The organism is Pseudomonas sp. RIT-PI-q (genome assembly GCF_001297125.1).
In the GTDB taxonomy this organism is placed as follows: Bacteria; Pseudomonadota; Gammaproteobacteria; order Pseudomonadales; family Pseudomonadaceae; genus Aquipseudomonas.
Map to the genome: position 1 here is coordinate 252,084 of NZ_LHPC01000025.1, position 16,340 is coordinate 268,423.

General features: G+C 61.0%; 13 protein-coding genes and 1 pseudogene. 6 read left to right on the forward strand and 8 right to left on the reverse strand.

Going from position 1 to position 16,340, the window contains the following annotated elements:
• Position 1: 1 nt before the first annotated feature.
• From tssK to AEQ67_RS10840, 6 genes are all read left to right on the forward strand, one after another.
• Positions 2-1,333, forward strand: coding sequence for a type VI secretion system baseplate subunit TssK (tssK, locus tag AEQ67_RS10815; RefSeq protein WP_059403859.1), 1,332 nt, complete (start codon positions 2-4; stop codon positions 1,331-1,333).
• A 5-nt stretch (positions 1,334-1,338) separates the two neighbouring features.
• Positions 1,339-2,208 (forward strand): type IVB secretion system protein IcmH/DotU, encoded by an 870-nt coding sequence (gene icmH, locus AEQ67_RS10820; protein WP_059403860.1) that lies wholly within the window; start codon positions 1,339-1,341, stop codon positions 2,206-2,208.
• Between the two features lie 13 nt (positions 2,209-2,221).
• Positions 2,222-5,746: a type VI secretion system membrane subunit TssM gene (gene tssM, locus AEQ67_RS10825; RefSeq protein WP_059403861.1), complete on the forward strand. Its 3,525-nt coding sequence runs from the start codon at positions 2,222-2,224 to the stop codon at positions 5,744-5,746.
• Positions 5,746-6,474, forward strand: coding sequence for a PP2C family protein-serine/threonine phosphatase (locus tag AEQ67_RS10830; RefSeq protein WP_059403862.1), 729 nt, complete (start codon positions 5,746-5,748; stop codon positions 6,472-6,474). The genes tssM and AEQ67_RS10830 overlap by 1 nt, the downstream gene beginning before the upstream one ends.
• Positions 6,471-7,472, forward strand: a complete 1,002-nt coding sequence (locus AEQ67_RS10835) for a serine/threonine-protein kinase (RefSeq protein WP_059403863.1) — start codon at positions 6,471-6,473, stop codon at positions 7,470-7,472. The genes AEQ67_RS10830 and AEQ67_RS10835 overlap by 4 nt, the downstream gene beginning before the upstream one ends.
• Before the next feature lie 257 nt (positions 7,473-7,729).
• Entirely contained in the window at positions 7,730-8,119 is a 390-nt protein-coding gene (locus tag AEQ67_RS10840; RefSeq protein WP_059403864.1) for a hypothetical protein, read from the forward strand.
• A gap of 48 nt (positions 8,120-8,167) precedes the next feature.
• Here AEQ67_RS10840 and AEQ67_RS10845 read toward each other — a convergent pair whose 3' ends face one another.
• From AEQ67_RS10845 to exbB, 8 genes and pseudogenes are all read right to left on the reverse strand, one after another.
• Positions 8,168-8,932, reverse strand: coding sequence for a Fic/DOC family protein (locus AEQ67_RS10845; RefSeq protein WP_059403865.1), 765 nt, complete (start codon positions 8,930-8,932; stop codon positions 8,168-8,170).
• Positions 8,929-9,186 (reverse strand): hypothetical protein, encoded by a 258-nt coding sequence (locus AEQ67_RS10850; protein ID WP_059403866.1) that lies wholly within the window; start codon positions 9,184-9,186, stop codon positions 8,929-8,931. The genes AEQ67_RS10845 and AEQ67_RS10850 overlap by 4 nt, the downstream gene beginning before the upstream one ends.
• A 201-nt stretch (positions 9,187-9,387) precedes the next feature.
• Complete coding sequence (locus AEQ67_RS10855; RefSeq protein WP_059403867.1) at positions 9,388-10,788, reverse strand: aminoacyl-tRNA deacylase and HDOD domain-containing protein; 1,401 nt, start codon at positions 10,786-10,788, stop codon at positions 9,388-9,390.
• 78 nt (positions 10,789-10,866) lie between these two features.
• The gene (gene recG, locus AEQ67_RS10860) at positions 10,867-12,942 is read right to left on the reverse strand and encodes an ATP-dependent DNA helicase RecG (protein ID WP_059403868.1); all 2,076 of its coding nucleotides are present in this window, start codon (positions 12,940-12,942) and stop codon (positions 10,867-10,869) included.
• A 9-nt stretch (positions 12,943-12,951) separates the two neighbouring features.
• On the reverse strand, positions 12,952-13,881 hold the full coding sequence (locus AEQ67_RS10865; protein ID WP_059403869.1) for a hydrogen peroxide-inducible genes activator: 930 nt from the start codon (positions 13,879-13,881) through the stop codon (positions 12,952-12,954).
• 274 nt (positions 13,882-14,155) lie between these two features.
• Positions 14,156-14,907, reverse strand: a pseudogene (locus tag AEQ67_RS10870) (TonB family protein).
• On the reverse strand, positions 14,904-15,332 hold the full coding sequence (exbD, locus tag AEQ67_RS10875) for a TonB system transport protein ExbD (RefSeq protein WP_059403870.1): 429 nt from the start codon (positions 15,330-15,332) through the stop codon (positions 14,904-14,906). The pseudogene AEQ67_RS10870 and the gene exbD overlap by 4 nt, the downstream one beginning before the upstream one ends.
• 6 nt (positions 15,333-15,338) lie before the next feature.
• Positions 15,339-16,307 (reverse strand): tonB-system energizer ExbB, encoded by a 969-nt coding sequence (gene exbB, locus AEQ67_RS10880; protein WP_059403871.1) that lies wholly within the window; start codon positions 16,305-16,307, stop codon positions 15,339-15,341.
• Positions 16,308-16,340 lie beyond the last annotated feature (33 nt).

Here is a 16,340-nt window from a genome sequence, read left to right on the forward strand (position 1 = left end):
CATGAACACCCATAAAGTCATTTGGCAGGAAGGCATGCTCCTGCGTCCGCAGCACTTGCAGCACAACGATCGTTACTACGACCACCAGATGAAGACCCGCACTCAGTTGCTGGGCAGCTACACCTGGGGTTTCCTGAACCTGGAGATCGACTTGCAGTTCCTCAACATGGGCAAACTGGTGATCAGCCAGGCCTCGGGGATTCTGCCGGACGGCAGCCTGTTCGAACTCAGTGGCAGTACCGAGCCGTTGGCGCTGGATGTGCCGCCGAACACTGGCAACATGCCCATCTACCTGGCGCTGCCGCTGGTCACCGGCAACCACATCGAGTCGCGTCGTCCAGAGCAATCCGACGTGTTGGCGCGCTACACCGCGTACGAAACACAAGTGGCCGACTCCAATGCCGGTGACGACTCCGCCAGCCAGGTCAGTTGCGCCCGACCTGATTTCCGCTTGTTGCTCGGCGAGCAGCAGAGCGATCAGGCTTACGTGAAGTTGAAAATCTGCGAAGTGCTCGACACCACGCCCGACGGCGTGATCAGCCTCGACGCGGATTTCGTGCCGACCTTTATACAGGCGCATTCGTCGAGCTATCTGTTGTCGTGCCTCAAAGAGGTCATCAGCATGCTTGGCCATCGTGGCGACACGATCGCCGAGCGGATTCGCTCCAACGGCAAGGTCGGCGGGGCGGAGGTCGGCGATTTCATGATGCTGCAACTGATTAACCGCACCGAGCTATTGCTGCGTCACTACCTTGGCCTGGAACAGATTCACCCGGAAGCGTTGTACCGCACGCTGCTGACCATGCTCGGCGATCTGGCGACGTTCTCCAGCGACAGCAAACGCCCACGTCTGGATAGCCGTTACCAGCACAGCGACCAGGGCGCGAGCTTCCGCAAACTGATGGAAGCGATCCGTCAGGTGCTGTCGATGGTGCTCGAACAGCACGCCATTGAACTGGTGCTGCAAGCGCGTCAGTACGGAATCATCGTCTCGCCGTTGCTCGATCACAAACTGCTCGGGTCGGCGTCGTTCGTGCTGGCAGCCAGTGCCAATTGCGACTCCGAAGAACTACGCCATCGCTTGCCGGCCCATCTCAAGGTGGGCCCGGTGGAGCACATTCGCCAACTGGTCAACCTGCATCTGCCTGGCTTCAGGGTCAAACCCTTGCCGGTGGCCCCACGGCAGATCGCGTTCCACTCCAACAAAACTTATTTCATTCTCGAACTCAGTGCAGAAGACCTGGCGCAACTCGAGCGCTCCGGCGGCTTCGCGTTCCACGTGTCCGGAGAATTTGCCGAGCTTGAACTGAAATTCTGGGCCATCAGGAACTGACCGACATGATCAAGGACAGGGAACATGACCAGGACGACAAAACTGTCCTGCTCGACCATCAGGGCCATGGCCCGGCGCAACGTCCGCTGACAGATTTCGCGTCACCGCCACGTTTCGAAGCGCTGGCAGAGCGGATGATCTACACCGCACGTTTGGGTCAGGCAGAAACCTTCAATATTAGCCTCAACCCGCTGGTGGCCGCCGGGTCCGAGCTGTTTTCCGAAGTGGTGCGCCTCAAGCGCGGCGACACTCGTGAAGATGTGTACGCGCTCAAAGAACGACTGGTCGCCGCGCTGAAACTGTTTGACGTGCATGCGTTGCACAACGGTGCCGAAAACAGTCAGGTGATTACCGCTCGTTACGTGCTCTGCACCGTGGTCGACGAAGCGGTCGTGACCACGCCATGGGGCAATGAAAGCGAATGGTCGCAGATGAGCCTGCTCAGCAGCTTCCACAACGAAACTTTCGGCGGCGAGAAGTTTTTCCAGCTGCTGGATCGCCTGTCGAAAAACCCGGTCAAGCACTTGCCGATGCTGGAGCTTATGTACCTGTGCCTGTCCCTGGGCTTCGAGGGCAAGTACCGCGTGCAAGCGCGCGGCATGCTCGAGCTCGAAGGCCTGCGCGACGCCTTGTATCGCCAGATTCGTCAATTGCGTGGTGATGTTCCTCGCGAACTGTCGCCGCATTGGCAAGGCTTGAACGATCGGCGCCGCAGCCTGGTGCGCATCGTGCCGGCGTGGATGGTGGTGCTGTTCACCGTGGCCTGCCTGATGGTGATGTATTCGGGATTCGCCTGGGTACTGGGCGAGCAACGCGAAACTGTGCTGCAACCTTATCAGCTGCTTGATCCGGCGGCGGTTCAGCCGCTGCCGTAAACAGGGATGTGTGATGAAAAAGTTTTTCAAGAAAGTCGGCGCATTCTTGCGTCAGGCCTGGGTCTGGACCTTGCTGTTGGTGCTGTTCGTAGCGCTGCTGGTGTGGTCCGTCGGGCCGCTGCTGGCGGTCGATGACTACAGATTCTGGGAAGGTTCGACCTCCCGCTTGTTGACCATTAGCGTGCTGTTTCTGATCTGGGGCCTGACCATGGTCTTCGTCAGCTGGCGTGCTGGCGTACGTAAGAAAGCCTTCGAAGACACCGAAGATGGCCAGGATCGTATCCGTAGTGAGGGGCAGATCGACGAAGAGCAAAAAGTGCTTCGCGTACGTTTCAAGGATGCGTTGAAAACGCTGAAGACCTCAAGCCTGTATCGCGGCCGCAGTGAACACTGGCGCGATGATTTGCCGTGGTACTTGCTGATCGGCCCGCAGGGCAGTGGCAAGACCAGCCTGCTGGACTTTTCGGGCCTTGAATTTCCGATTAACAAGATCGAGCGCAAACTGACCCGCGACACCCTCGGTACTCGTCATTGCGACTGGTACTTCGCCGACCACGGCGTGCTGATCGACACCGCCGGCCGTTACTTCACCCAGCCGGATGCCGAAGTCGACGGCAACGCCTGGTTCAGCTTGCTTGAGCTGCTGCGCAAGCGTCGTCGCAACCGCCCGTTGAACGGGGTGTTGGTGGTTATTCCGGTGGAAATATTGCAGGAGCCCGCCGGGCGGGGGGGCGCCACGCGGGCTAGCCAAGTGCGGGCTCGCCTGCAAGAAGTACATCAGAAACTACACGTCGATTTGCCGATTTATCTGGTGTTGAGCAAGGCTGATCAACTGCTCGGTTTCGACGAGTTCTTCGATCAACTGACCCGCGAAGAAAGCGATCAGGTACTGGGTACGAGCTTTCGCAATGAGCAGAGCGGCACCGACGTCGCCATCCTGCGCGTCGAGTTCGAGGCACTGCTGCGTCGCCTGAACAGCCAGGTCATCATGCGCATGCATCAGGAGCGGGACACCCAGCGCCGTGGTCGCATACTCGATTTACCGCATCAATTGGGGCTGATCGGCGAGCGCTTGTGCCTGTTTGTCGACATGGCTTTCACCGGCAACCGTTATCAGCGTGCCAGCCAGTTGCGTGGTTTCTACCTGACCAGCGCGCCGTACCTGATCGAACAGTTGGACCAGACCACCGCCGGCGTCGGCGCCAGTCTGGGCATTGACGCCGGTGTGCTGCCAACTCTGCGCAGTGGCCGTTCGCGGTTCATTCACCATTTACTCAGCCGGGTGGTTTTCCCCGAAGCCGATCTGGCCGGACTCGATAAGCGTGAACGTCGGCGCATTCATTGGGGGCAACGTGCGTTGTACGTCGGTGCATTGGCGGCGTTGGGCCTGTTCGGTCTGTTATGGGCGAGCGGCTACTCCGCCAGCTACGAACGCCTGGAAAACCTGCGCAACCTTGCACAAGCCTGGACTCAACAGCGCTCAGCCCTGACTGCTCGCGATGATTCCATGTCGGTACTCAAGCCCCTCGATACCCTCTACGCCGCAACTCAGGTCCTCCCGAAAAAAGGCGATGTGTCCTATCACGAGCGTGGCGGTCTGTACCAGGGCGAAAAGGCCAACCCGGTGGTCAAGGCTGCCTACGAGCGTGAGCTTGAAGTGCAACTGCTGCCACGGGTCGCGACGCTTCTGGAAGGGCAGATCCGCGTCAACATGAAGGACCGCGAACGCCTGCTCAACAGCCTGCGCGCGTACCTGATGCTGAACATGAAAGAGCGTCGCGATGCTGCGTGGCTCAAGGATTGGGTCGCCACTGACTGGTCCCTGCGTTACGCCGGAAACACCGTGGTGCAAAACGGTTTGAACATGCACTTCGAGCGCTTGCTGAAGCACCCGTTTACCTACCCGCTGAACGATCAACTGGTGGCCCAGGCGCGTCAGGTCTTGCGCAGCGAGTCGCTGGCTAACGTGGTTTACCGGATGCTGCGCGAGCAGGCCCGCCATCTGCCGGAATACCGCTTCAACCAACACTTGGGTCCACAGGGTGGATTGTTTGTCGGCACCGATTACGTGATCCCCGGGTTCTACACCCAGCAGGGTTATCAGCAGTATTTCTCGGTCCAGGGCTCGGCGCTGATCACCGATATCCTGCGTGACAATTGGGTGCTGGGCGAAGGGGCGGGTATCAGTGACATGGACTTGCGTCGGCTGATGGTGGAGCTGGAGCAACTGTACTTCCGTGATTACGCCAACTTCTGGAGTGAAGCGGTCGGTCAGGTTGCCCTGCAACCTGTCAACGATGCCGGCGAAGGCGCCGAGCAACTGGCGGGCCTGACTTCGGCCCATTCCCCGGTGCTGCAATTGCTGGTGGAAGTGCGCAAGAACACGCGCTTCCCGGTGATCGCGGACAGTGCAGATGACGCAGCCGCGGCTGCTGGAAAACTTGGAGAGAAGGTCGGCAAGCTCGGAAAGCTGACTGCGGCAGTCGCTGATAAAGCATCGGACATGGCGATGAGCCTGCCGGACACCGCGAAGAAATCCCTGCAACGTCGCTTCGAACCGCTGCACCGTATGCTGGATAAAAACAACGGCCCAACCGCCGATTTGATTCCGGCACTGACGGCACTCAACGACCTGCAAATGCAACTGGCGAGCCTGGCCCGCGCCAGCGCTCCGGAACACGCCGCGTATGAAATGGCCAAGACCCGCATGAGCGGCCAGCGTGATGCGCTGAGCAACTTGCGCAATGCCTCGAGTCGGCTGCCGCGCCCCCTCAGCGTGTGGTTCAACGTACTGGCCGAAGACACCTGGCGCCTGGTGCTCAACGATTCCTACCAGTACCTGAACCAGCGTTATCAGCGCGAGCTGTACAGCTTCTACGGCAAGGCAATCAACAAGCGCTATCCGTTCAGTGCCCACAGCACCAGCGACGTGGCGATCAGCGACTTCCGCGAGTTCTTCAAGGCTCAGGGCATCGCCGATCGCTTCTTCGAGAACTACATGCGTCCGTTTGTGAGTGGCGATCCAGGCAACTACCGACTGCGCAGCATTGACGGCCACAGCCTGCCGATCTCCAAGGTTTACCTCGACCAGATGGCCGCCGCACAAGTGATCCGCCAGAGCTTCTTCTCGATCAACCCGGCCGAGCCACACGTGCAGTTCAAACTGGAGCCGTACACCCTCGACCCGGCAGTCAGCCGTTCCGAGTTCAAGTTTGGCGACAAGACCATCGAATACCGCCATGGCCCGATCGTGCCGGTGTCGTTCAAATGGCCGACTGACGCTGAAGAGGGGCGCACCAGCCTGGTCCTCGACAAAATGGTCGGTCGCCCGATTGGAATCGAGAAAAACACCGGCCCATGGTCGCTGTTCCGTCTGTTCGACCTGATGCAGACCGAGTACCTGAGCGGTCGCGATGTGCTGGTATTGAAAGCTGACCTGGGAGGCCTGCGCGCCAACTACCTGCTGTCGAGCCAGCGCACACCGAACCCGTTCGACATGGGCGTGCTGCGTACCTTCCGTATGCCGGTGCAGCTCTGATGCCGATTGCCAGTCCCTGGCGCAGCGCTGCGCGCACCGACGCCGGCAAGGTTCGGGCGCGCAACGAAGATGCTTTTCTCGACTGTCCACAGCAGGGGCTGTGGGTGGTCGCGGACGGCATGGGCGGTCATCAGAGCGGCGACATCGCCAGCCAGTTGATCGTCGCCAGCCTGGCGGAATTGCCAGTGCAGGATGACTTCGACGAACGACTCAAAGGCGTGCGCCAGTGCCTGCACTGGCTCAACCGCCGCTTGGGCCAGGAGTTGACCGTCACGGCCGGGCGCCACGACAGCATCATGGGCAGTACCGTGGTGGTGCTGCTGGTGGAAGGCCAGCGCGCGGCCTGCATCTGGGCCGGAGACAGCCGCTGCTACCTGTGGCGCGGTCAGCGTTTGTATCAGCTGTCCAGGGACCACTCGCTGCAACAGTTGCTGATCGATGAGCAACAGATGAGCGTCGAGCAAGCCAAGGCGCATCCTTCTGCCCATGCTTTGACCCGTGCGATCGGGGCTGCCGAGCAATTGACTCTGGATGTACTCGAACTGGAGGTGTACCAAGGCGATGCGTTTCTGTTGTGCAGCGATGGTTTGTACAACGGGCTGAGCAGCGATGCCCTGGGCAATGCCCTGAGCCTGATCGCGCCACATATTGCGCTGGAGCGTCTGTTCGATAGCGCTTTGCGTGGTTCGGCACGGGACAACCTGACTGCCGTCGTGATTCGAAAATGACTCAACCCATACCGCTGCTCAACGACTTGCTGGTGAGCGCAGAGCAAGCCAATAACCTGACTTACTTTGCGTTCGCCAAGTCGCACCAGGCTGAGCCAGCGCTGGTGCCGACTCGTGTCAGTGTCGGCGAAATGCCGGATGTGCTGGCAGGCCGTTACCGTATCGAGCGTCTGCTCGGTGCCGGCGGCATGGGCACGGTTTACCGCGCACGGGACCTGCTGGGCGAGCAATTCGGCGATCCCGCCCCTTACATCGCGCTGAAAATCCTCAGCGAAGAGTTTGCCGAATCGCCGGACGCCAGCGCCTTGCTCTTCAGTGAGTTTGCCCTGACCCGACGACTGCGCCACAACAACGTGCTGCGTTTGCACACCTTTGAAGTGGACACCGACTGCCAGCGCGCCTTCATCACCATGGAGCTCATGCGTGGGCTGACCCTGGACAAACTGCTTTGCGAGCGGCCTCTGGGCCTGCCGTGGAAAGAGCTGCGCGACATCGCGCTGCCGCTGCTCGACGCGCTAGCCTACACCCACAGTCGCGGCGTGCTGCATGGCGACATAAAGCCGAGCAACGTGATGCTCAGCGAAGAAGGTGTGCGCCTGTTCGACTTCGGTCTGGGCCAGGCAGAAGCGGGAGTCCTGCCCGGTCTGCCGCACCTGAGCCGTAGCCGATTCAACGCCTGGACCCCGGGCTATGCCGCGCCCGAATTGCTCGACGGCCAACCGTTGTCGGCCCGCGCCGACGTCTACGGCGTGGCGTGCGTGCTGTATGAATTGGCGAGCGGTAAGCACCCGTTCCGTCGCTTGCCTTCGACCGAGGCCCGGGATGGGTATCTCGACCGCGAACTCCAGGCACCAAAGAATCTACCCAAACACTGCTGGCCAGCCCTACGAACGGCCCTGACTTTTGATGCGGCCAAGCGCATGGTCACTTCCGCTCAACTGCGTGACACCATGGGCGCCTCTTCATTTTGGCTGCAAAGACTGCGCAGTCGGGCGTAACACAAACCTTGTAGGAGCTGGCTTGCCAGCGAAGGCGGCGTGACAGCCAGCGTTGATGTGGACCTGATGGCTTCTTCGCTGGCAAGCCAGCTCCTACTGACTGCTTTTGGCCTCATGGACCGATTTCAGATGCGTGACTTGGCAGTCATCATGCGAGAAAACCCCTTCATCGTCCTCTAACGTTACCGGATAGTGGCGTTATTACCTGAAGCCGCTACACTGCGCCGGCCGTTCATTTTTTTCTTGAGGCTGTGCGCATGAAATTTCGTTTTCTGCTGTGGATGCTGGGTGTGTTGATGGGCAAGGCCAGTCGGACCAATCCTGCGTTTCAGCAGCAGTTGGGTGACAAGGAATTGGTGTTTCAGCTACAGACCCTGGACGGGAAAGTGGCGCGGCATTTCTTTGTGAAGGATCAGCGCATCACCAGCAAGTCGGGCGTGTATGCCGAACCTGCGTTTGCGATTGCCTTTAAAGATGCGGCGTATGGCTTTGCCACGATGCAGGCGAAGAACAAGCAGTTGGCGTTCATGACGGGGATTCAGGACAAGTCGATCCAGATCAAGGGCAACCCGGCGCTGGTGATCTGGTTCCAGGGGTTGACCAAGTATTTGAAGCCGCGCAAGGCCAAGGCAAAAGCCAAGGTTTGAGGCCTTTCAGGTAGCCCGCGGGGAGGCTTCGAGAGCAAGTTTGCCTCTTCAGCCATCCGACTCGGGAGGCTCGCGGGTGTCGAGTGGCTTCGTCCGGTATGTCTTGTAGATCTGCTGGACTTCCGGGCTGTTCAGGCTCTCGTATGTGATGCCTTCCTTGTCCAGGCCATCCAGGCCTTTGATGCCACTGATGGTCTCTGGCCACTCGTCACGACTGGATATGTCGATGACGAACGGGTTGAGGTAGTGATCGAGAGGTCTCTCACGAGGCTCTCTGATCTCATCGCTCATGGCCCGAAGATAGTCATCCTTGTTTGTCTTTGACCAGTCGATGGCGAACCCGGCCCGATAACAGAGCTCCATGAAGACTAATAGAATCGTGCGTCCGTTGCCGTCCAGGAAGGGGTGTGCGAAGGCCAGCTGGCCCATCACCCCGCCGGGATGGTCTCTGAAGCGTTTCTTGTCTGCCGCTAGCTTAAGCGCATAGTCGACAGACATTTTGATGGAGTCTGGGCGCTCGAAGACGGTGCTTCGGGGATCGCCGTGGGAGCCCTTGAAGACTGCCAGGTGAGGGACAAGCTCGTTCCGATCTTTCCCTGCCCAGTGATAGAAGCCGGAGAACGGGATTGCGTGAACGTTGAGTACTGTCTTGTAATCGATGGGCTCTTTCTTGGCCAAATAGGCAAGGGCATCTTCGATACTCAATTCGAACGAAAGATGCTCTGACTCTTTAACTTCAGTGGGATCTTTCAGTTGCAGCGAATTTTGTAGGTATCCAGCAGTTTCGAAGTCGCCGAACGGATCAAAACTCATGCGCTACGTTTCTTTGAACGCCTTTCCTGAAGGTAGCGTCCTTGGAGCGCCAGAATCTCAGACTTGCTCAGCACGCCTTTTCTCTTGAGGTTGACGAGCAACTGTTCGATACCATCCAACTCGACAGCATCGCCAGCCAAACGGGTAATGCTCACGGCCATACGACTCATGCCGTCACGTTCAGCAGTGACCTTGTGGTCTTTAGCAAGTTTGCGGACCTGGCTTGCAACACTGACAGCAGCTGATTGGGTCATCGGAAAGCCCTCTATTTGCCGTCAAATCATAGCAGCGTGCTTGTTTTTTGTCGTCGTTGGCTCATAGGCCATAACCATGCAGTCTGTCAGTTAGACCGAGGTGGATTCTTCGCGGGCAAGCCTCGCTCCTACAGGGTTTAGGTTGTTCCAATGGGTTGAACAACACGATCCTGTAGGAGCGAGGCTTGCCCGCGAAGCTTTCTAGGCCTGAGAGAATTGCGAAGCGAGCTCGCGCAGCAGCACTTCAGCTTCCAGCACTTTGCTGACGACGTCGTTGGCTTTGTCGCGACTCAGGCCAACGCGTTCGAGCAGGGCGTCGGGGATGTCTTCATCCGGACCGGAACCGATCCCACGGCTACGCAGCAGGCGTACAGCCAGGCACACCAGGTTTGGGTATTCGGCGTAGTCGCCGTCATAGCCCGGATCGTGCTGGAAGCGCAGGGCGGTGGCCAGTTCTTCGGGCATGTCCCAGTAGCGCATCAGCCATGAGCCGATCTGTTCGCGGCTGATGCCCAGCAGGTGCTGCTCGACATAGCTGTGGCACAGGTGCGGGTTGACCTCCAGGTGGCGGCAGATCAGCGAGAAGTGCGGTGGGAACACGTGGGCCAGCAGCAAGTAGCCAAAGTTGTGCAGCAGGCCGGCGAGGTAGGTCAGGCCGGCTTCAGGGCGCTGGGCGCGGGGCATGGCGCGGGTCAGGCCTTCGATGACGGCGGCGGTGTAGATCGATTGCTGCCAGTACGGCGTGGTCTGTTGCGGGTGGTCTTTGGGCAGGCTCAGGGTTTTGCCCAAGGCCAGGCCCAGTGCCAGGTTGATCACCAGGTCGAAACCCAGCACCCGGACGATGGCGTCTTCCACTGAGCGAATCTTGCCCGGCGAGGCGTAGTACGGCGACGCCGCCCAGCTCACGACTTGCGCGGCCAGGGCCGGGTCGGTTTCGACGACGCCGGTGATGTCGTCGATGGTGGCGTTGGGGTCGACCCGCAGCTTGATGATTTTCTGCGCGGTCTCGGCCAGCGGCGGTATTTCGATGGTCGATTCCAGGCGTTGCTGGATGCGCCGCGCGGTGAACGCTTGAACGGCCTGGGTGATTTCCTGGCGGTCATCGTCGGGGCGGTCGAGGTTCGGGCGGATGCTGGTCAGGGCCTCGCCGAAGTTGGCGGCGCTGGCCTTGGTCAGCAGGGTTTTGAACGCTTCGCTGGTGACTTCCAGCAACACGCCGGGCTCGCCCGAGTTGATCAGCAATTTCGGTTCGCGCAGCAGGCTTTCTTCGTACAGGCACGGCGAGCTGGTCAGCGCCGGCAGGCCGGGCAGCAGGCTCAGGTTGTGCTTGCCGAGCATTTTTACCAGGCGTTCGCTGGACACGGCGGTGAGGCGCCGGCCCGTCAGCTCGGCGAGGCGGTTGAGGTCGAGCAATTGGCTTTGGGGAAACAGCACCATCAAGGTGCCTACGGCATCGTCCACCAGAACAGCCTGCACTTTGCGCGCGGCGTTCAGACCGTGGTGGTCGAGGACTTCTTCGTAGGCAATGCCCAGTTTGCCCAGCAGCAGCCGAATAGCCGACGGCGCGTGCGGGATGGCGGGTGCGAGGGCAACTTCGGTCATGGTCTGTATCCGTTTTAAAACAATGGCAGGAGTATAACCAGCTTGCTCAGGACGATGGATCAGAAACTGCGACGGTGCTCACACTTGGCCGTATTGCTGCCCATGACGCAACCAGCGGTCGAGCAACGGGCTGACGTGATCCGGCCAGCGCTCCAGCAATGCCTGGGCAGCGTCGCGCACGGCGGGCAGCAGATCGGCGTCACGCATCAGGTCGGCGACCTTGAATTGCAGCAGGCCGGTCTGGCGGGTGCCGAGCATTTCGCCGGGGCCGCGCAGTTCGAGGTCCTTTTCGGCGATGACAAAACCGTCGTTGGTTTCGCGCATGATGCCCAGCCGCTGACGACCGATCTGTGACAGCGGCGGATGGTAGAGCAACACGCAATGGCTGGCGGCGCTGCCTCGACCGACGCGGCCACGCAATTGGTGCAGTTGCGCGAGGCCGAGGCGTTCGGGGTTTTCGATGATCATCAGGCTGGCGTTCGGTACGTCGACGCCGACTTCGATCACCGTGGTGGCGACCAGCAGTTGCAGGTTGCCAGCCTTGAATTCGGCCATGACGGCGGCTTTCTCGACGGGCTTCATACGGCCGTGGATCAGCCCGACCTTCAATTCGCCAAGGGCGGCGGTGAGGTCTTCGTAAGTGGTTTCGGCGGCCTGGCAAGTCAGCTCTTCCGACTCTTCGATCAGCGTGCACACCCAATAGGCCTGACGCCCCTCGGCGCAGGCGCCGCGTACGCGTTCGATGACTTCGACGCGCCGGGTATCGGTGATCAGCACGGTATTGACCGGGGTTCGACCGGGCGGCAGTTCGTCGAGGATCGAAGTGTCGAGGTCGGCGTAGGCGCTCATCGCCAGCGTCCGCGGAATCGGCGTGGCGGTCATGATCAGTTGGTGCGGACACATCCGCCCGCCGACGCCTTTCTGCCGCAACGCCAACCGCTGCTGCACACCGAAACGGTGTTGTTCGTCGATGATCGCCAGCGCCAGGTTCTTGAACTGCACTTCGTCCTGGAACAGCGCGTGGGTGCCGACCACCATCGGCACGCCGCTGGCGATTTGCTCCAGCGCGGCCACGCGGTTCTTGCCCTTGAGCTTGCCCGCCAGCCACGCGACTTCAATACCCAGCGGTTCGAGCCAGCGCTTGAAGGTGATGAAGTGCTGCTCGGCGAGGATTTCGGTGGGCGCCATCAACGCAACCTGATAACCGGCCTCAAGCGCTTGAAGCGCGGCGAGGGCGGCGCCCCCGGTTTTACCCGCGCCGACATCGCCCTGAATCAGCCGCAGCATCGGCTCGTGCTGACTCAGGTCGTAAGCGATTTCGTTGCCAACGCGTTGCTGCGCCCCAGTCGGCGTAAAGCCGAGATTGGCCAGGTACTTGGCCGGCAGCTTGGTGGCTTTCGGCATCGCCGGCGCGCGCAGGGAACGCATGCTCTCGCGCAGGCGCTGCTGGGACAGTTGATGCGTCAGCAGTTCTTCGAAGGCGAGGCGATGTTGCGCCCAGTGATGCCCGAGGGCGAGTTCGTCGACGTCGGCATCGGCGGGCGGGTGATGCAGGTAGCGGATCGCGTCGGCCAGTGGCGCCAGTTGATAGTCCCGGGCCAGTTCGGTCGGCAGCCAATCGGGCAGGCTGGTGGGACCGAGCATGGTCAGGGTTTGCATGCACAGTTGGCGCAAGCGTTGCTGGGTCAAACCTTCGGTGAGCGGATACACCGGGGTCAGGGTTTCGTCCACCGGCGGCGGCTCGTCGCCAGTGATCGCGCGGTACTCCGGGTGGTAAATCTCCAGCCCCGATGCACCGGGCCGCGCTTCACCGTAGCAGCGAATGCGCGTGCCGCGTTTGAGGCCTTCTTTCTGCGCGTTGCTGAAGTGATAGAAGCGCAGGCTCAGCCCGCCGGTGCCGTCCTGAATACGTACCACGAGACTGCGGCGACGGCCCATGACCACGTCGGCGCCGCTGACGGTGCCTTCGATCACGGCGTCTTGCCCGGGCCGCAAGTGGCCGATCGGGACCACACGGGTGCGGTCCTGATAACGCAGCGGCAGGTGAAACAACACGTCCTGGAGATTCTCCAGGCCGACCTTGGCCAATTTCTCGGCCATGGCTTCGCCGACACCCTTGAGTGCCGTCACTGACACTTGCGACAACTCGGTCATGGCTGCGGCTTAACCTGCGGCCACTGGCACCGGCGGCTTGGCCACCGAGCACAGGCGAATGGAGTCAGCGAGGATCTCGATGGCTTTTGGACGCGGGAAGCTTGCACGCCAGGCGATGGCCACGGTGCGGAACGGCACCGGCGGCGACAATGGGCGCACTTCGATCACGCCGGGGGCGTAGTGATGGCTGTCCACCGCCGAGAGCGGCAGGATCGAAATGCCGAGGCCGGAGGCGACCATGTGGCGGATGGTTTCCAGGGAGCTGGATTCCACCGTGGTGTGCTTGGCGCCGTCGTTGCCTTTGGCCAGGGTCGGGCAGGCCTCCAGCACCTGATCGCGGAAGCAGTGACCTTCGCCGAGCAGCAGCAGGCTCTTGTCATTGAGCAGGGCGGCGTCGATGGTTTCTTTTTGCGTCCACGGGTGCTGGGCCGGCATCAGGACGTAGAACGGCTCATCGTAGAGCTGCAGTGTCAGCACGTCGGCTTCGTTGAAGGGCAGGGCGATGATGATCGCGTCCAGCTCACCGTTGCGCAGTTTGTCGCGCAGGATGTGGGTGAAGTTTTCTTCGATGTACAACGGCATCTGCGGGGCGACCCGGTGCAGTTGTGGGATCAGGTGCGGGAACAGGTACGGGCCGACGGTGTAGATCGCGCCGACTTTCAGCGGGGCGGTCAGCTGGTTTTTGCCAGCCTGGGCCAGTTCGCGGATGCCTTGGGCCTGTTCCAGGACTTTCTGTGCCTGGGCAACAATGCCTTCGCCGACCGGCGTCAGGCGCACGGCGCTTTTGCTGCGCTCGAAAATCAGCACACCGAGTTCGTCTTCAAGCTTTTTCACGCCCACCGACAGGGTCGGCTGGCTGACGTGGCAACGCTCGGCCGCGTGGCCGAAGTGCTGCTCTTGGGCGAGGGTAACGATGTAGCGTAATTCAGTAAGAGTCATAGCAAGCGTCCATGAAGTTGCGGGCCAAGCATACCGGCTGCAATCGATAGACGCACGTTATCAGAGTGCGTGTGGTGGGCGACACCGGGCAATGCCGGTTTGCCGCGGATAGATAGGCAAAAGGCACCTTTCGGTGCCTTTCTGGCTGTTGCATCCCCCTGTAGGAGCGAGCTTGCTCGCGAAAAAACTGAGATCGCCCCGGGGATTCAGGCTTCAAGCGTTATCGTTCGCCTCATTCGCGAGCAAGCTCGCTCCTACAGTGGTTCTGCGGTTCTCAGCGGCGGCGTTTTTCCAGCGAGTAAACAAACGGTGCAACGATTTCGATGGAGCCGTTGTTCAGCATGTCGGCCGGTGGCTTGGGCAGCGGTTGGGCGCGCTTGATCATTTCCAGGGTGGCCCGGTCGAGATCGGCAGTGCCGGGGCCGCCCACCAGTTGGTCCGACAACACGTACCTTCGGCGTCCACCACGAAGCGCAGACGGTTCATGCCTTCCTTGCCCCGCGCCTGTGCACTGGCCGGGTACTTTTTGTACTTGGCCAAATGAGCGAGCAGGGTGCCTTGCCAACTGGCCTTGGCCGCTTGCTGCGCCGGCGATGGGCCCGGTGCCGGTTGTGCGGATTTCTCCGTTGGCGCCTGGGTCGGTTGCGCGTCGCTCGGTTTTTCCTCGGACGGCTTCTCCTTCGGCGGCTCCGGCTTCTGTTTCTCCACAGGCTTGGGCGGTTGAGGCTTCGGCTTGGGCTTGACTGGTTTCGGCCCCACGATCTCGGCTTTCGGTACTTCAGCCAGTTTCGGAATCGGCAGTTCTTCCACCGGGGCAGGTGGCTGTGGCGGCGTTATGACCTTCGGCGGTGCCGGTGGTGGCGGGGCTGGAACGGGCGCCAGCTCGACCATCATTGCCTGAGGCGGCAATTCGATCGGCGGGCGGGCGGTCCAGTTCATCGCCAGCGCAATGGCCAGCGCGTGAACGCCCAGCACCACGGCCAGGCTCCCGCTATAACGCGTCAGCTTATGGCGCGTCGTGATCATTTCTTGGCTGCCGTCTCGAGTCCGACCAGACCCACCTTCAGGTAACCGGCGGAGCGCAGGTTGTCCATCACGCTCATCAGGTCGCCGTAATCCACGCCTTTGTCGGCCTGGAAGAAGATTGTCGTGTCTTTCTTGCCCTGGGTCTTGGCGTCCAATGTGGCGCCGAGTGCTTCGGCCTTCACTTCGACTTCGCCGAGGAACAGGCGCTGGTCAGCTTTAACGCTGAGGAACACCGGTTTCTCCGGCCGTGGCGCCGGTTTGGCGCTGGAGGCAGGCAGGTCAACCTTGATGTCCACGGTGGCCAACGGGGCGGCCACCATGAAGATGATCAACAGCACCAGCATCACGTCGATGAACGGCGTGACGTTGATTTCGTGGTTCTCGGCCAGATCGTCGTCTGCGCCTTCTTTCAAATGCAGGCCCATGGCCGATTACCCCACTTTCACCATGTGCGGTTGCGAGCTGCGCTCAGGCTGGTGGTCGAGGTCGCGGCTGACCAGCAGCAGGACTTCTGCCGACGCGTCGGACACTTGCGCCTTGTAACCGGCGATGGAGCGGGCAAAGACGTTGTAGATCACCACGGCCGGAATCGCCGCAACCAGACCCAACGCAGTGGCCAGCAAGGCCTCGGCGATGCCGGGGGCCACGACGGCGAGGTTGGTGGTCTGGGTTTTGGCGATGCCGATGAAGCTGTTCATGATGCCCCATACGGTGCCGAACAGGCCGACGAACGGCGCGGTGGAACCGATGGTGGCGAGTACGCCGGTGCCGCTGCTCATGTTGCGACCGCAGGCTGCAACCAGGCGCTCGAGGCGGAAGGCAACGCGTTCCTTGATGCCTTCTTTCTCGCGGCTGTTGGTCGACAGGCGCATTTCTTCCAGGGCGTCGTGCACCAGCAGGTTGGCGAGGGTGCCGGCCTTGGTGGCGGTAGCACTGGCTTCTTTAAGGGTGGTGGCTTTTTTCAGGTGGACGATTTCAGTGCGCAGACGACGCTTGGCGCCCATCAACTCGAAACCCTTGGCGATCCAGATCGTCCAGGTGATGATCGACGCGATGGCCAGGCCGATCATCACGACTTTCACGATGATGTCAGCGTTCTGGTACATGCCCCAAGGCGACAGGTCGTGGGCCATGCCCAGGGTGTTGTCGGCTTCGAGGACTTCAGGAACGTCTTCGGCGGTGGTGTCTACAGCCTGGGCCGGGTCGGCCGCAACCGGGGTCACGGCTGGAGCGGCGTGATCGGCTGGCGCTGGCGCCGTGGCGGCGGCCGGAGTGGCTGGCGCTTGTGCATCAGCGAAAGCGGCGGTTGGCGCCAGCATCAGGCTGAGCAGCAGGGCGGCCACCGCGCTCCAGGCGCGAGGTCGTTTGGTTGGCGAAGCGGGGAATTGATTGCGTGTCATGCTGGCCGGACCTGAGAAAGAAAATCGGTAAAT

Excerpts from the sequence above, each read along its gene's own strand:
- AEQ67_RS10855 (WP_059403867.1), bottom strand. The coding sequence starts at position 10,788 with ATGACCGAAGTTGCCCTCGCACCCGCCATCCCGCACGCGCCGTCGGCT.
- AEQ67_RS10840 (WP_059403864.1), top strand. The coding sequence starts at position 7,730 with ATGAAATTTCGTTTTCTGCTGTGGATGCTGGGTGTGTTGATGGGCAAG.
- AEQ67_RS10845 (WP_059403865.1), bottom strand. The coding sequence starts at position 8,932 with ATGAGTTTTGATCCGTTCGGCGACTTCGAAACTGCTGGATACCTACAA.
- AEQ67_RS10850 (WP_059403866.1), bottom strand. The coding sequence starts at position 9,186 with ATGACCCAATCAGCTGCTGTCAGTGTTGCAAGCCAGGTCCGCAAACTT.
- tssK (WP_059403859.1), top strand. The coding sequence starts at position 2 with ATGAACACCCATAAAGTCATTTGGCAGGAAGGCATGCTCCTGCGTCCG.
- icmH (WP_059403860.1), top strand. The coding sequence starts at position 1,339 with ATGATCAAGGACAGGGAACATGACCAGGACGACAAAACTGTCCTGCTC.
- AEQ67_RS10865 (WP_059403869.1), bottom strand. The coding sequence starts at position 13,881 with ATGACTCTTACTGAATTACGCTACATCGTTACCCTCGCCCAAGAGCAG.
- exbD (WP_059403870.1), bottom strand. The coding sequence starts at position 15,332 with ATGGGCCTGCATTTGAAAGAAGGCGCAGACGACGATCTGGCCGAGAAC.
- AEQ67_RS10830 (WP_059403862.1), top strand. The coding sequence starts at position 5,746 with ATGCCGATTGCCAGTCCCTGGCGCAGCGCTGCGCGCACCGACGCCGGC.
- AEQ67_RS10835 (WP_059403863.1), top strand. The coding sequence starts at position 6,471 with ATGACTCAACCCATACCGCTGCTCAACGACTTGCTGGTGAGCGCAGAG.
- exbB (WP_059403871.1), bottom strand. The coding sequence starts at position 16,307 with ATGACACGCAATCAATTCCCCGCTTCGCCAACCAAACGACCTCGCGCC.
- tssM (WP_059403861.1), top strand. The coding sequence starts at position 2,222 with ATGAAAAAGTTTTTCAAGAAAGTCGGCGCATTCTTGCGTCAGGCCTGG.
- recG (WP_059403868.1), bottom strand. The coding sequence starts at position 12,942 with ATGACCGAGTTGTCGCAAGTGTCAGTGACGGCACTCAAGGGTGTCGGC.